A 15,852-nucleotide genomic window follows, 5' to 3' on the forward strand; every position below is an offset into this window, starting at 1 on the left:
AGTTTTTTGTGGACGGGTATTAATAGAAAAGCCAGCATTTGCCTCATCAATCTTAATTTGATTAAATATGTTTATAAGCAATTAACTAGGAGCTGTGTTTAATGAAAAAACATCAAAATGAAATCGTACTTGGCAATTTCCATTCTATACTGACTGAATCTGAAACGTGGAGGATCGGAGGATTCCCTCTTCCAGATGGATCCTTCCATGAGTTTAGAGAGCCTGAGGCAGTTGTAATCGTTCGTAATGACGAGCTGTATGTCAGAGTTAATCCTTTCACTAAATCCCACCCTTCTGTTCAGTTCTTAGATAATGCAAAACACATGTATTATTCAAATGAACCGATCAAAGTGCCACAAGACGGAACAGTTTCTTTTCAATGGAGAATGCGTTCACGTCCGATCGGAACGAATGCGAATGATCTGTATGATGGATTTGTTTCTGTAAACTTATTAGACTTCACTACAGGAGCGGCACTTGATTTCTTTGCAGGTAACGATAAGTATGCAAGTGTCTATGCGGTACTCCCATTTCCAGGTGTTTCTGTACCTGAAACAGATAAAACAAGATATTTTTGTATCTTTAAAGAGGAGCAAGAATTCAGTCAAAGAGAATGGAACGAATATCAAATCACATACAATCGTTCCGGTGATGAAGTTATATTCTCTGTGAACGGAAATATTGTTCGAACTGAAAAAGATGTACCGATCAAATTCAATGAGTTCACGGTGGCGCTAGGACTTATGACCGAAAAAGACCTATCACCTGAAGGAAGTACATCACTTCATGGTCAAGGGATTATCGGTGAATGGTCACCTATGAAAGTATTGATGAATGAATAATACAGAAATCGGCTAAAACCCTTAAAGGTCTGCATGATGCGGGCCTTTTTTTATTTATTCTATAAATACTTTGAAAATTCCTTTTTTTGCGACAGTTTTATATAATAAGTATTGAGTAATTAAGAGAGGAAGCGGCAAAATGTCACAAAATATTGTGTTGGATTTAAATGAGATCACACTTGAAAAGGTACAGCATTATTTTGAGAACGGTGACTTAACATCAGTTGAACTGGTCATGTTTTATCTTGATCGCATCTCTAACTACGATAAACAAGGACCTATGATCAACTCCGTATTAGAGATCAACCCTGATGTATTATTCATTGCGAAAAGTTTGGATCTTGAAAGACAAAACGGCAAAGTTCGAGGACCTTTACACGGTGTTCCCGTCATCATTAAAGATAACATCGACACTGCCGATCAGATGCACACGAGTGCTGGATCTTTGGCTTTAGAAGACCATTATGCCAAAAGTGATGCTTTTGTCGTTAAGAAGTTGAGAGAAGCTGGTGCAGTCATCATCGGTAAAGCAAATATGACGGAATGGGCGAACTTCATGGCATATGAAATGCCAAACGGTTTTAGTTCTAGAGGAGGTCAAGTATTGAATCCATACGGACCTGGAGTATTAGATGTGAGTGGATCTAGTTCAGGATCTGCCGCAGCTGTAGCAAGTAATTTTGCTGCGCTTAGCATAGGAACTGAGACTTCAGGCTCTATTCTTTGTCCCGCTGGAAACAATAATATCGTCGGAATCAAACCTACTGTTGGTTTAGTCTCTCGATCAGGTATCATTCCCATTTCAGTTAGTCAAGACACTGCAGGTCCTATGGCTCGAAACGTTAAAGATGCTGCGATCCTCCTTGAAGCTATACAGGGAATAGATCCATTAGATGCTGCAACATTATCTACTCGAAAGTATTCAAGCTATATAGAAGGTTTAGAACGAGCCTCACTAAAAGGAAAGCGATTTGGTGTAGCTTATGAATTTTGTATAAAGCATTTAAATCAAACGCAGAGATCTGTTTTCGATGAAGCTTTAAAGCTCATAGAGGATGAAGGTGGAGAAATCATTTATTTAGAACAGATCTCACCTTTTGAGAATATTGAATCCGATTATAAGGTTCTCTTACACGAATTTAAATCTGGTCTCAACCATTATTTACGTACTGTTTCATCAGGGATAAAGATCTCCTCATTACAGGATGTTATCGATTTTAATGAACAGAATAGTGAAAGGTGTTTAAAGTACAACCAAGAACTGTTGCTAGAAAGTAATAGGACTGACGGGACTTTAACGAGTCCAGAATATCTTTCAGCGAGATTGAACGATCTTGAGATGACTCGAAAAAAAGGAATAGATCTTGCAATGGATAGATATAACCTGACTGCTCTAATCAGTCCAAACGATGTCTGGTACGGTATTCCTGCAAAAGCAGGATATCCTTCCATTTCAGTTCCTTCTGGCTTTGATGATGACGGGATGCCACTAAGTGTTATTTTTACAGGAGAAGCATACTCTGAGAAAAAATTGATTCATACAGCTTATGTCTTTGAACAGATTTCGAACAAGAGAGTTCCTGTAGTATTTTAAGAGACACTAATGATTTACACAAGACCGCCTAAAACACATAAAGGATGAGCCTTCATGTAGAGGCTCATCCTTCTATTTACAGTTCCTTGTTTCATCAGTTATTGAAATACATCTATTATCCTACTACTCGTCTTAAGGCGGAGATTGCATGATCGATATCTTCTTCACTAACATCATAATGCGTTGTTAATCGGATCTGACCTTCACCGAACGATACGGCAAGAACTCCCTCTTGCTTTAGTCTTTCTAAAAACTCTTCATTCCTCTGTTTTGTGTTTTCAATATTCATGATTACAATATTTGTATCGGGTCTATTGACTACTACCAAACTCTCCATATCTTCGATGGCATCTGCTAACCTTCGTGCTTTATGATGATCTTCAGCTAATCGGTCGACCATTTTTATTAATGAGATGATACCACTAGCTGCTAAGAAACCTGATTGTCTCATTCCTCCGCCCAGACGTTTTCTCCACTTACGAGCTTTCTGGATAAATTCTCGGTCTCCTGCAAGAATAGAACCCACAGGTGAGCCTAATCCTTTAGATAAACAGAATTGTACCGAATCACAATATTGGGTAAAGTCCTTCACATTCTTGTTCGTCGCTACAGCTGCATTAAAAAGCCTGGCCCCATCGATATGTACTGGGATTCCTGCCTCTTTTGCCACTTCGTATATCTTTTTCATGTTTTCTAATGAAACGACAGATCCTCCTGAACGGTTATGTGTATTCTCAAGACAAATTAACGTTGTATCTGGAAAATGAATATCTTCAGTACGAATCGCTTGTTTGACTAGAAGAGGATCCATCTCTCCTCGAACGCCTTCAATAACTCTTGGCTGAACACCCGCTAATGCAGAGATAGCAGCTCCTTCATAAAAGAAGATATGAGACTCTGATTCAACGATGATCTCATCACCAGGTGAACATTTAGCCAACACCGCCAACTGATTTCCTTGTGTTCCACTCGTTACAAACAAAGCTGCCTCTTTTCCTGTTATCTCAGCAGCTAACTTTTCAAGTTTGTTTATTGTTGGATCTTCTCCATATACATCATCACCAACAGTTGCTGTGTAGATAGCGTCTCTCATTTCTTTTGTAGGTTGTGTTAGCGTATCACTTCTAAGATCGATCATGTTCCACCTCATCCGATTTTTTTCTGTCTTAACTTTTTAGTTACCACCAATAACACCGTATAAAAAACTAGCGTTTCGTTTTATGACGGAAAATCCTAAGTCATAAAACTTCGTACTCGTTTTGTTGTCTTTCATTACCACTCGTTTTGAAGCTACTCTTTTTGCTTCATGAATGGTCGCTTCTGTTAGGATACTATAATCAGCACTGCTCTTTAATCCTTGAATGCCAGGTGATGAGATCGTTGATTCGAACATCGGATCAAAATAGACCACATCAAAACTGTTATCGTGTTGTTTTTTTAGAAAATTATAATGATTTTCATGAACCACTTCAATTCTTCTCATCGCTTCATTCATCTCTTCAGAATTAGAATCCCACACTTGAAGACCGCTCTTCACAACAAATGAAATCGCCCTGCTGCTCTCTACTCCGACTACGGCTCCTGAACTTCCTGCTACTAAACTAGCAACGATCGCATCAGAGGCAAGGCCTAGCGTACAGTCTAAGATCTTCATCCCCTCTTTAAGCTGAGTCGCTTCTATAAAAGCATCTTTTTCCCCTCGAAGGATCTGTTTTACACGAAACATAGAAGAATTGGGATGAAAAAAGAACGGTGTGCTCTCGTCTTTAGGATGATACGAGATTTTGTCCACTCCGATCATAAGAACATGGTCATCATATGTACTAATCATAGAAGCTATGGAATGACTCTCTCTATCCACAAAAGTACCGTCCATCGAGACGGCTACTTCTTTTGCTTTATTTCTTAATCGTGTTGCATTCTTTCCAGCTGTCGTAATGATCATTGTTTTCACCTATCTGTTTTATTATGAACAATTCCTTATAGCAATCGGCCCCTTATAAACCTGCTGCTAGGATTACGTATCATTTGCATATCTCATTGAACAAACCTAAAATATGGGAAGATAGAAGTATGAGGAGGCTCCAATAATGAAAAAGGGTTTATCGTTTCAAGCCTTAGGAAAATTTACATACCGTTTCCGCAAGCTCATTATAACATTTTGGGTTCTAACTACCATTCTCTTAGGCTTTTTTGCTGTTAAACTCCCTTCGATCTTAAGCGGCAGCGGGTTTGAAATGGATGGATCTTTCGCAAAAGTAGAAAACATTCTTCAAGATAAGTTTGATCAGCCGAAATCCTCTGTGATGCTCGTCTTTGATTCTAAAGAGTACTCTCCGGAAGACGCTGAGTATAAGTCATTCGTTATGGACACGATTAAAAAGATGGACGGAGTCGACGATGTAGTTGACATCCAAAGTCCATATGACGTTCCTGAAAAAACTATAAAAGAGAACGTTTCTTTTGCATCAGTTCAGTTCGATAAAAGTTTTGGAGACCTGAAAAAGTCTATTGATCAAATAAGAGACCGTATGCCAGAAGACAATGAAATTTCTGTTTCATTAACAGGTGGACCCGTGATTGCTGAAGATATGAACACTGCTAGTCAACACGATCTAGCTAGGGCAGAGGCGATCGGGATACCTGCTGCATTAATCATTCTTCTGTTCGCGTTCGGGGGTTTGATCGCAGCAGGCTTACCGATCATTGTCGGTTTAATCTCAGTCGCAAGTTCGCTTGGTCTTCTCTATTTCTACGGTCAAACAACGAATGTGAGTATCTTCTTACTCAATGTTGTTCCTATGATCGGACTTGCATTAGGAATAGATTTCGCTCTTCTCCTCGTCAACCGCTTTCGTGAAGAGCTTCATCGTGGTGTTGAAAAAGCTACGATCATTTCTGTACAAACAGCTGGTCGTTCGATCGCCTTCTCAGGTTTATGTGTCTTCTTAGGACTATCTGGAATGCTGTTGATCGATATTGATATTTTTAAGACCGTTGCCATCGGGGGCATGGTCGTTGTAGTCCTATCGGTTCTGAATGCGATAACGTTCTTACCAGCCCTATTAGCTGTTCTTGGCCAGAGAGTGAACGCATTGAAATTGTTAAAAACAAAAGAGAACACAAAATCAGTTTGGCATAGTTTTGCAGCGTTCGTTATGAAAAGACCTATTATCATGGCTGTGATCGCAGCTCTGGTTTTAGGATTATCTGTTACACCTGTTAAAGATATGAAGCTATCCATACCAGAAGCCGACGCACTTCCACCGGATTATGAATCAAGGTTAGCCTTTGAAAAATTTGAAAAAACGTTCGGTGAAGATGAGTTATACCCTGTAACAATAGTTGCTGAATCTAAAAATTCTTTTCTAAAAGATGAAAAATCACTTTTAGCACTGGAAAAACTTATAAAAGATCTTCAAATTCAAAAAGAAGTAAATAAAACAGAATCTATTTTCACGTACACGAATCAATTAAACGGTTCAGAACTCTTTCAAGCTCTGCAGACCGAGCAAGGTAAACAGCAGTTCTCTCCTGTTCTGAAACCTTTTATCAATGACGATACTGCTGTAATTAAAGCTTATTTATCAGTAGATGTGACAGGTGATAAAGCGAAACAGTTCGTCAAAAAATGGGAAAAGGAACATGAAGGATTGTCCATCACGATTGGTGGAGTTACGAAGTTTAATCAAGAGATTTTTGATGAGATCATCGAAAAGGCTCCTTATGGCTTAGCTATCGTTCTTATAACAACACTCTTCATTCTCATGATCGCATTCCGTTCTGTATTTATTCCGGTAAAAGCGATCTTTATGAACATGCTGAGCTTGTCCGCTACTTTTGGAATACTTGTTTGGATTTTCCAAAGCGGTGTCATCATGGAACCTGTTGATATCGGCTTGATGATTCCCGTCTTTACTTTTGGAATCGTTTTTGGACTTAGTATGGATTACGAAGTGTTTTTGATCTCTAGGATTCAAGAGATATACGAAGAGACTGGTGATAATGATCGTGCTACCCTACTTGGATTAACTTCCACATCTAAGATCATTACATCTGCTGCAGCGATCATGATTGTAATCACCGGCTCGTTTGCTTTTACAAACGTCATGCCTGTCAAACAGATCGGTATCGCTATTGCTCTTGCTATATTTATTGATGCAACGATCGTTAGGATGATATTCGTACCGTCTCTTATGAAACTTCTTGGAGACTGGAACTGGTGGATGCCATTCATAAAGAGAAAAGAGAAAAAGCAAAGCGGCACCCTTTCTTAAAGGGATGCCGTTTTTTAAAGTAATTGTGGGAAAACGAAACATAATATCCTATAATAAAAATAGCTAGTCTCATATTTAAGGGGTGTTCATATGTTTGAAATTATCATTATTCTTTTACTTTCTTATTTACTTGGCTCGATCCCCTTTGCACTCTTAGTTGGAAAAATAGGATATGGCATTGACATTAGAGAACATGGAAGCGGTAACTTAGGCGGTACGAACACATTTAGAACATTAGGAAAGAAAGCTGGATTTATTGTCTCAGCAGCAGATGTTCTAAAAGGAACTCTGTCTGCCAGTTTACCTATTTTATTGGATGTTGACCTTCATCCTCTCATCGCAGGAGTACCTGCAGTAATTGGGCATTGCTATCCCGTGTTCGCAAAATTCAAAGGCGGCAAAGCAGTCGCTACTTCTGGTGGCGTTTTATTATTCGCTCAACCGTTATTGTTTGTACTTGTGTTGTTCACTTTCTTTTTGACATTATATTTAAGTAAATACGTTTCACTGTCGTCCATCATGGCTGGAGTGGGCTCTGTGGTACTAAGCTTCTTCATCGCAGGTGATTGGCTGACTACGTATATCTTGATCGGTTTTACACTGTTCTTAGTCTATCGACATAGACAAAATATTATAAGGATCGCTAAGAAAACAGAGCCAAAAGTTAAATGGATCTAGGAATCGTTCTTTTTTAAGAGCGGTTTTTTTTTACGCCTAAACTTCGAACTTTCTTTTATTGGAGACAAGATTAACTTCCTGCCCGATTATCAAGACTTTTTGATAAAAGTCGAAAAATAGGCTCTTCTCCTAAAAAAGTACAGGCGTTTTCACTAAAAACTCCGCATTTGTCCGTGTCCGTTTAGGTGTTTCGGTCATATGGTGTAATGTGACGTTGACCTAGACTTAAATATTTGGAGGGACTGAAATGGAAAATAAAAAAATGAATATGCCTTATGGTGACAATATGAACATGAACATGAAGCCGGTAGCGAACATGCCGATTCATCATGGTGATTATCATGGTGGAGGTTATGGTGGCTATGGACACGGATGCGGCTTTTTAATCATTGTTGTTCTATTCATCCTGTTGATCATTATCGGTGCTACTGCGTTTCATGGTAAAGAAGAAGAAGAATACGACTGTGACGAATCTTCATCTTCATCTTCATCCTCTTCTCATTAAGTCATCATATTTTTAAAAAAGAAAGAGAGAAGCAGATCAGCTTCTCTCTTTCTTATGTTCAAAAATCCATTTATATAGATGTAGTGAATTAGCAATGCTCATCATACGCTCCAAGAAGATTCTCAAGAATCTCTTCAGGTGCATGATTTTCAATGTTATGACGATGAATAAAGTGAACGACTTTTCCATCCTTTAGTACAGCCATAGACGGAGAAGATGGTGGGATCTCCCCAAAGAATTCTCTCATTTGAGCTGTCGCTTCTTTATCTTGACCAGCAAAAACAGTCACAAACTGGTCAGGTTTTACCGTATGATTAATAGATGCTACTGCGACCGGACGAGCAAGACCAGCAGCACAGCCACAGACTGAGTTGATCACAACAAGCGCTGTACCTTCTGATTCTTGCATAAAATAATTTACTTCTTCTGGTGTTTTTAATTCTTCAAACCCAGCACGCGTTAGTTCGTCTCTCATCGGCTGAGCCATCTGTTTCATATATTCTTCATAAGCATTCATGATTTATTCCTCCTGAAAACGATTCATTTACATACAATGTTATTATAACGTAAACAGACTAGCTTTTTAAAATGTTTCTGCTTATCTCATGTATCTTCTTGTTCTCGATAATTTTTACGGAATCAATTTGGGCGTTGAATGCGTATTGTATCATCGCTTTTGCAACTGAGCTTGATTCTACCGGTTCATATTTACTAGGATAGATGAAAGGAATTGCTTTATAAAGCTTTTCAGCCAATCTTTCTCCGAACCTGAACTCTTCACGATCACCGATCAATAAAGATGGTCTTACAATCGTCAAAGAAGGGAAGTTCATTGAGATCAAATGGGACTCCATATTCCCCTTTACACGATTGTAAAAAAAAGTAGACTTAGCATGAGCACCCATAGCTGAAATAACAGAAACATGAGTTATATTTAACTTGTGAGCAAGTTTTCCTAATTTAACCGGAATATGTAGATCTACTTCTTCAAATGCTTTTTTTGATTTTACTTTATTCATCGTCGTTCCGATACAGATGAACATAACATCCGCTTTTGTATGTTCTAGGCTGTATTCAGATGCAGTAAAATCAAATATCACTTCTTTGATCTTTTCATGCTTCATACCCGATGACTTTCTAACTAGTAAGATAATCTCTTTACACTGTGGATCAGTCAATAATTGCTTTACCACTTCTTTTCCTACTAATCCGCTTGAGCCTGCAACAATAACAGTATTCTTATTCATATGTTACGGTCCTTTCTGTTACGAGTAAACTTATCTTATCATGAGCTGAGGTGTATATCGATGAACCATACCTATTTTATCACCGGTTACCCAGGATTTATAGCTTCAAAGCTTGTAAGTGCTCTTCAAGCAAAGTATCCTTCTTCTACCTTTTATTTATTGATCTTAAAACATGAACGTGAACTAGCAGAGCGAAAATTAAGATCTCAACCTAAAAATATACATCTTGTCGAAGGAGATATTACAAAACACAATTTAGGTCTAGCATCTCACACTATAGAAGATCTTTACAAACAGGTTACACACTGTGTACATCTTGCAGCTCTTTATGATCTCACTGTTGCTTATGAACCTGCCTATCTTTGTAATGTGATCGGCACAAAAAACGTCTTAACTTTTGTTGAAAAGTGTCCGAGTTTAAAGCGTTTTTGTTATTTCAGTACAGCTTATGTTTCAGGAGATGAAAAAGGATTGATCATGGAAAACGACATTAGTATGCCGAGTCGGTTTCGTAATTATTATGAACAGACAAAACACGAAGCAGAAGTGCAAGTCCGTGATAGAATGAATGAACTTCCGATCACGATCATACGACCTGGTATTATTGTAGGTGATTCAAAGACAGGAGAAACGCTCAAGTTTGACGGTCCTTATTTTATGATGCAATTCATAAAGCGGCTTTCTAAGTTCCCCATTCCCTATATCGGAAAAACTTCATCCAAGATTCATCTCGTTCCTGTCGATTTCATCATTGACGCTTCGGTCTATCTCATGCACGAGACTGTCGGAAAATCTAAGACATATCATGTACTTAGTCCAGATTCACCTTCCATACAAGTTGCATATACTTCTTTATGCCAAGAGCTTTTAGGGAAAAGACCAAGCTGGACATTGAATAGAAGAATTGCTGAACAATGTCTTTCGTTTTCACTTGTTTCGAAATGGCTTGGTGTACCTTTAGAAACTCTTTCGTATTTTTCTCATGATGCGAAATATGATACTTCTCAACTCGTAAAAGATCTAAAAGGATCAGGAATTGAATGTCGTCCGTTCGATGAGTATGTAGGCTCGATGGTACACTATTATAAAAACAATGCTCATGACAAGAACTTAATACGATATTAAAAAAAGGGTGACAAGTCACCCTTTTTCTTATCCTAAGATAAAACTCTTAAAAAAATTGAATGTATCAGCCACTTTATAAAGAGAGCCTCTTCAACAGGCTATCGATCATAAACCCTAAATTAACCAAGCGTTTCAATCTCAACACTTCGGATACCCTCAATCTTTTTCACATCATCATATAGATCCGTGGTGTATCTTTTTTCATAGATGGATGCTGCCATCTCCATTTTTTTGTAATCATTCTCAAGATCCTTTATTCGAACATTTACGATCTTTACTTTCAGCTCATTGATCTCTTTCATCACATCACTCATGATGGTGTCTGGGTTAACTACCAATTTTAACTTAATATCGATCTGTCTTAATGCTTTTGGACCGATCCATTTCATGATAAGAGGAATCAGTTCAACACTGATAAGAATTAAAAAAGCACCTGCAGCGGCTTCTTTATAGAAACCAGCTCCGGCGGCAATTCCTAGTCCAGATGCTCCCCATATCATAGCTGCGGTTGTTAACCCTGAAATCACATCGTTGCTTCTTCTTAAGATAACACCTGCTCCAAGAAAACCAATCCCACTTACGATCTGAGCTGCTAAACGCATTGGATCCATCACCGTTTGACCAGATAGAAGTGAAAATTGTTTAGCAGATTCTATGCTGACAATCGTGAGCAAACAACTGCTGATGGAGATAACAAGGCTCGTTTTAAGACCAACGGGTTTATTCTTCAACTCCCTCTCAATTCCGATGATCAATCCGAAGAATGCCGACATTCCAAGTTTCACCAAGACAAGACTCATGGATGTTTACACCTCTCTCCTGTTTTTGCCCTTATTTAATAATACGCAAATCATCCCATTAAATCCTTCTAAATTCAAGACCGATTCCCGTTGAATCATAATGTTTCTCCGTATATAATAGAAGTTGATTTTATCAGAAAATAAAGATTATTCAGTAAAAGGGGGCGTGTATGTTAGGTTGATTCAATTTAATTAGAGGAGGAAATTGCATTGTTACCAAAAAAACAGCAAAATTTTGAACACTCAAGGTACAGCGAAGTCGTGAACACGAACACATTTCAGCAATTAATGGCTGAGAAAAAACGTTTCATCCTGCCAATGACCGTGTTTTTTTTACTGTTTTACTTCAGCCTTCCTATTCTAACCGCTTATACAGATGTATTGAATCAGAATGCGATCGGTGATATTACTTGGGCTTGGATCTTTGCTTTCGCTCAGTTCATCATGACATGGGCTCTGTGTATGATCTATACGAAACGTGCCAAGCGCTTTGACGAACTCGCTGAAAAAGTGATAGCTGATATGGACAAGGAGGCTTCCTCATGAATGGTACCGCATTTTCTTTGTTTTTAGGAATCGTTGCACTTACTTTAGTCATTACCTTTTTTGCTTCTAAGAAAACAAAAACAACGAGTGATTTCTACACAGCTGATGGCGGATTGACCGGAATGCAGAATGGACTTGCCATTGCAGGAGACTATATGTCAGCTGCTTCATTCCTAGGTATTGCAGGCACGATCGCACTATCAGGGTTTGATGGCTTTTTTTATAGCATCGGCTTTCTAGTAGCCTATCTTGTTGTTCTGTTCTTAGTAGCTGAGCCTCTTCGAAATCTTGGTAAATATACGATGGCGGATATGATCGCTGCGAGGTTTAATGACAAAAAGGTTCGCGGTGTTGCTGCACTGAATACGATGGCGATCTCTACCTTTTATATGGTCGCCCAATTAGTAGGTGCAGGTGCTCTTATCAAACTATTACTAGGTATTGAGTACATATATTCTGTACTTATTGTAGGCGTACTGATGACGGTTTATGTGGTGTTCGGTGGTATGACTGCTACATCATGGGTACAAATTGTAAAAGCAATTCTTTTGATGCTTGGAACGTTTATCATTTCTGTGATGGTGTTTGCTAAATTTGGTTTTAGCTTTACTGAGATGTTCAATCAAGTTAAAAGTGCTACACCACTAGGCGAGTCGTTTTTGAACCCTGGTAATAAGTTTAAAGATCCTCTTGATACGATCTCCTTAAACTTAGCACTTGTCTTAGGAACTGCCGGTCTTCCTCATATACTTATCCGGTTCTTTACGGTAAAAGATGCTCCCACTGCCAGAAAATCCGTTGTGTATGCAACTTGGCTGATCGGAGCGTTCTACATCATGACGATCTTTTTAGGATTTGGTGCTGCAGCTTTTGTTGGACAAGATCAGATCTTAGCTGCAAATGCCGCTGGAAATATGGCAGCTCCACTTTTAGCAGAAGTACTCGGAGGAGAGTTTCTATTTGCCTTTGTTTCTGCCGTTGCGTTCGCTACCATTCTAGCCGTCGTAGCTGGATTGGTTCTATCAGCTGCTTCAGCTTTTGCTCATGACTTTTATACACACATCATCAGAAAAGGTCATGCATCAGAAAAAGAACAGATGAAAGCCGCCAAATGGGCTTCAGTAGGGGTAGCGATCATCTCCATCATACTCGCATTATTCGCACAAAAATTAAATGTTGCTTTCTTAGTCTCTCTTGCCTTTGCTGTAGCAGCTAGTGCGAACCTTCCTATCATTCTTTTAACGATTTTTTGGAAGCGCTTTAATACGGCGGGCGCAGTAACTGGGATGTTAGTCGGACTCATTAGTTCACTTGTTTTAGTAATGATTTCACCTAGTGTATGGTCTCCTGTAGAAGGAGCGGCGATCCTTACAGGAGAAGCCATCTTTCCACTTGCAAACCCAGGAATTGTTTCCATACCACTTGGGTTCTTAGGAGCTATCATCGGAACGATGCTTTCCAAACCATCAGACGTTGATAAGTTCAATGAAATTTTAGTAAAAGCAAATACAGGGTCAGGCCTTCGAAAAGGTGCATAATTAAAAAAACCGGCTAAATTTAATCAGCCGGTTTTTTGATGGTTTCAGTTTGTTTTGGAACGAAGGGGTAAAATAAGATGCCTGATGCAAGTAAGGCGATTCCGAATAAAAAGGTCTTTAGATTAGCCGTTCCTGCATAGATGACCCAGAACGAATAGATGGCAGCAACTGCAGCAATAATACCATCGGTCGTTCGACTTCTCCCCGACTCTTCATACGTCTCACCTTTCATAACGAGCTTCAACTGATACAGAGAAGCGAACAAATAGGGAACGAGAAAAGCCAGTGTCGCAATAAAAATCATAAAATCAAAAGCAGACGCCATCGACTGAGAAATAACAGAAAACAAGAATAGCTGAGTACAAAGGTTTGTGATCCAAAGAGAGAAAACGGGTGCACCTTTTTTGTTTTCTTTTAAAAAGTTCGTGATAAACATCCGCTGCTGTGCTGCCTGAAACGGCACTTCAGCGGAAAGCAAAACCCAACCAACAGTCGCTCCCAATAATGAGACCACTCCTAAGACGGCCATTATCATACTGCCAGATGGTCCAATTGCTGCCATCAATGAATCAACAAGTGGTTTTTGAGAGTTGATCAATTCTTCTTGCTTAAGAGTTCCCATGACTAACAACGTGATACTTAAATACAAAAGAAGTGCAATGATCAGACCAAGGATCGTCGCCTTTTTTACATCTCTCTCTCTTTTGGCACGAGTAGCGAAAACAACAGCAGATTCTACTCCTACAAATGCCCAAAGGGTTGCGATCGCGGCATTATTTATCTGAGATAGAAAACCTGAAGTAACACCGCCCTCACTCTCGATCGGAGCATAGAAAGGAACAAGATTACTGCTTTGAAATGCAAATAAACAAGCTATTATAAATAATAAGAATCCTAAAACTTTGGCAAAAGTTGCAATAAAGTTCACTTTTCCTGCTCCCTCGATACCGTTAAGAATCAATATGTGTACGCTCCACAAAAGAACGGAACAGATAATAAATGTGATGACTCCACCTAATCTTACAGAAGTCCCCATCACGGTGAATAAAATAGCTTTGTTCGTCATAACAGGGAAAAAAGTTGAAAGATAACTAGCAAACGTAGTGATGATCGCAACGTTACCTGACCAGTTAGCCACCCAATATCCCCAGCTTACAAGGTATCCTGCTAATAGTGAGGATTGTGAATTCTCTTTAAACAAAGCCTTCGCGTAGTTTTGAGGGCCTCCATTTAATTCAGGTTTTCTTAAACTCAGGTTTCCAAAAACAAGAGCTGTCATCAATACACCAAAACCTGTGATCACCCAAGCTGTTAATACACCAGATGGACTAGCTACTTCTGCTAATGATCGTGGCAACATGAAAATACCCGATCCTACCATATTTCCTACTACAAGCGCAGTTAAGACCCAAAAGCCTAAATTTCTTTTCAAAGTGATTCCACCTTTCTCTTCGTATTTTACCCAATGAAGTACATTGCAAATCCTGAAGTAACATTGGATAAAAAGTCTAAACTTAAAAGTAAGAATGGAAAATAAAAAATAGAGACCTTAAAAAGAAAAAAGAGCCTGATTAATCAGACCCTTTACCTTAAATTTGAAGATATGTTTTTCCATCTTCTTGAATGATTTTCTCTTCTTTCATAAGCTTACCTAGAGCTCGTTTGAATGAAGCTTTGCTCATCTGAAAAGTCTCTTTGATCTCTTCTGGAGATGATTTGTCTGTAAGTGGCATCTGCCCTTTGTTTTCTCTTAAATATTGATAGATCCGTTCAGAATCCTCACTGTACGCAATCTCTTTTCTTGCTCTCATCGATAAGTTCATTCTTCCATCTTCTCGAACGAATGCTACACGAGCTCCGAGCTTCTGACCAAGACGAGGCTTCACCTTTAACTCATCGTTATGAATGAATCCGATGTGCCCTGACTCAGTAAACAGGAGTACACCCGCTTCATTAATCTTATAAACATATCCTGATGTTTGTTGGTTAAACATCTCTTCTGTTGCTGCTTCTGCTTGTTCTACCATCTCTTCTTCTGTAGCTAAGTCAGCAAAGATTCGGCCTTTTTTATCTAATTTCATGCCTGAATATACACGGTCGCCTAGATGCGGCCATTCGTCCCATGATTCAGGAAGATCGTCTTTTGATAAGAGGATATCTTTCTTAATGCCGATATGAAGAAATACCCCTAACTTCCGATTCACACCTGCAACTTCTAGCCAAGCTAATGAATCGAGACGAACTTTTGGTATCGTTTCGGTAGCAGCCAGTCTTCCTTCGTGATCTTGATATAAAAAGACTTCTACCATGTTTCCTTCTTCATGTTTGCTCTTTGCTTCAGCCCGATGTAAAAGAACTTCTTTGCCATCTTCAAGATCTAATACATAGCCAAGATCCGAAATTCGTACAACTTTAAGTGTATACACTAAACCAGGTTTTTTTGTTTCCATATTTTCATTCCTTTTTTTAAAAGATAGATAATAAAAAAGAAAAAACCTACATAGTAGGTTTTCGCCTTCTTGTTCTTAATTATTCATCCTTATTTTCTTTGGATGCTTCCAATTCCATCAGCTTTTTTACCAAAATATGCTGAGGCATATGCATCAACTGTTCAAGAGGCACGTTTAGCGCTTTTGCTAATTTCACCGCAGTATCAGCTGAAAGTTGTAATGGTTTCATATGCATCCCTCCTACAGAAGT

15 protein-coding genes and 1 pseudogene are annotated in these 15,852 nt (G+C 38.9%); 8 read left to right on the top strand and 8 right to left on the bottom strand.

What is annotated here, in order from left to right:
• Positions 1–101: 101 nt before the first annotated feature.
• Both H9648_RS08570 and H9648_RS08575 read left to right on the top strand, forming a co-directional pair.
• A complete protein-coding gene (locus tag H9648_RS08570; protein ID WP_191753484.1) occupies positions 102–842 on the top strand; it encodes a DUF6081 family protein in 741 nt (246 codons plus the stop codon).
• Between the two features lie 139 nt (positions 843–981).
• Positions 982–2,436: an amidase family protein gene (locus tag H9648_RS08575; protein WP_191753485.1), complete on the top strand. Its 1,455-nt coding sequence runs from the start codon at positions 982–984 to the stop codon at positions 2,434–2,436.
• 115 nt (positions 2,437–2,551) lie between these two features.
• Here H9648_RS08575 and ltaE read toward each other — a convergent pair whose 3' ends face one another.
• Complete coding sequence (gene ltaE / locus H9648_RS08580) at positions 2,552–3,574, bottom strand: low-specificity L-threonine aldolase (RefSeq protein ID WP_191753486.1); 1,023 nt, start codon at positions 3,572–3,574, stop codon at positions 2,552–2,554.
• Between the two features lie 36 nt (positions 3,575–3,610).
• Entirely contained in the window at positions 3,611–4,381 is a 771-nt protein-coding gene (locus H9648_RS08585) for a class I SAM-dependent methyltransferase (RefSeq protein ID WP_191753487.1), read from the bottom strand.
• Positions 4,382–4,526: 145 nt separating this feature from the next.
• Here H9648_RS08585 and H9648_RS08590 point away from each other — a divergent pair, with 145 nt between their 5' ends.
• From H9648_RS08590 to H9648_RS20685, 3 genes and pseudogenes are all read left to right on the top strand, one after another.
• Positions 4,527–6,713 (top strand): MMPL family transporter, encoded by a 2,187-nt coding sequence (locus H9648_RS08590; RefSeq protein WP_191753488.1) that lies wholly within the window; start codon positions 4,527–4,529, stop codon positions 6,711–6,713.
• Between the two features lie 90 nt (positions 6,714–6,803).
• Positions 6,804–7,391: a glycerol-3-phosphate 1-O-acyltransferase PlsY gene (plsY, locus tag H9648_RS08595; RefSeq protein WP_191753489.1), complete on the top strand. Its 588-nt coding sequence runs from the start codon at positions 6,804–6,806 to the stop codon at positions 7,389–7,391.
• A gap of 316 nt (positions 7,392–7,707) precedes the next feature.
• Positions 7,708–7,821 (top strand): annotated as a pseudogene (locus H9648_RS20685) (YjcZ family sporulation protein); the annotation flags it as partial.
• Between the two features lie 163 nt (positions 7,822–7,984).
• On the opposite strand, the gene H9648_RS08605 reads toward H9648_RS20685, so the two are convergent.
• Positions 7,985–8,416, bottom strand: a complete 432-nt coding sequence (locus H9648_RS08605; RefSeq protein ID WP_191753728.1) for a BrxA/BrxB family bacilliredoxin — start codon at positions 8,414–8,416, stop codon at positions 7,985–7,987.
• Positions 8,417–8,471: 55 nt separating this feature from the next.
• Complete coding sequence (locus tag H9648_RS08610; protein WP_191753490.1) at positions 8,472–9,143, bottom strand: NAD(P)H-binding protein; 672 nt, start codon at positions 9,141–9,143, stop codon at positions 8,472–8,474.
• 60 nt (positions 9,144–9,203) lie between these two features.
• Between H9648_RS08610 and H9648_RS08615 the strand changes: the two genes are divergently transcribed.
• Positions 9,204–10,268: an SDR family oxidoreductase gene (locus H9648_RS08615; RefSeq protein ID WP_191753491.1), complete on the top strand. Its 1,065-nt coding sequence runs from the start codon at positions 9,204–9,206 to the stop codon at positions 10,266–10,268.
• Between the two features lie 119 nt (positions 10,269–10,387).
• Here the strand turns inward: H9648_RS08615 and H9648_RS08620 are convergent, their stop codons facing one another.
• Positions 10,388–11,068, bottom strand: coding sequence for an MgtC/SapB family protein (locus H9648_RS08620; protein ID WP_191753492.1), 681 nt, complete (start codon positions 11,066–11,068; stop codon positions 10,388–10,390).
• A 210-nt stretch (positions 11,069–11,278) separates the two neighbouring features.
• Between H9648_RS08620 and H9648_RS08625 the strand changes: the two genes are divergently transcribed.
• Positions 11,279–11,614, top strand: a complete 336-nt coding sequence (locus tag H9648_RS08625) for a DUF485 domain-containing protein (protein ID WP_191753493.1) — start codon at positions 11,279–11,281, stop codon at positions 11,612–11,614.
• Positions 11,611–13,152, top strand: coding sequence for a solute symporter family protein (locus tag H9648_RS08630; RefSeq protein WP_191753494.1), 1,542 nt, complete (start codon positions 11,611–11,613; stop codon positions 13,150–13,152). The genes H9648_RS08625 and H9648_RS08630 overlap by 4 nt, the downstream gene beginning before the upstream one ends.
• A gap of 19 nt (positions 13,153–13,171) precedes the next feature.
• Here the strand turns inward: H9648_RS08630 and H9648_RS08635 are convergent, their stop codons facing one another.
• The 3 genes from H9648_RS08635 to H9648_RS08645 all read right to left on the bottom strand — a co-directional run bounded on the left by H9648_RS08635 (position 13,172) and on the right by H9648_RS08645 (position 15,831).
• On the bottom strand, positions 13,172–14,590 hold the full coding sequence (locus H9648_RS08635) for an amino acid permease (RefSeq protein WP_191753729.1): 1,419 nt from the start codon (positions 14,588–14,590) through the stop codon (positions 13,172–13,174).
• Positions 14,591–14,741: 151 nt separating this feature from the next.
• Entirely contained in the window at positions 14,742–15,602 is an 861-nt protein-coding gene (locus H9648_RS08640; RefSeq protein WP_191753495.1) for a CvfB family protein, read from the bottom strand.
• Positions 15,603–15,681: 79 nt separating this feature from the next.
• A complete protein-coding gene (locus tag H9648_RS08645; RefSeq protein WP_082861366.1) occupies positions 15,682–15,831 on the bottom strand; it encodes a YycC family protein in 150 nt (49 codons plus the stop codon).
• Positions 15,832–15,852: the final 21 nt, after the last annotated feature.

The organism is Fictibacillus norfolkensis, from assembly GCF_014836645.1.
In the GTDB taxonomy this organism is placed as follows: domain Bacteria; phylum Bacillota; class Bacilli; order Bacillales; family Fictibacillaceae; genus Fictibacillus; species Fictibacillus norfolkensis.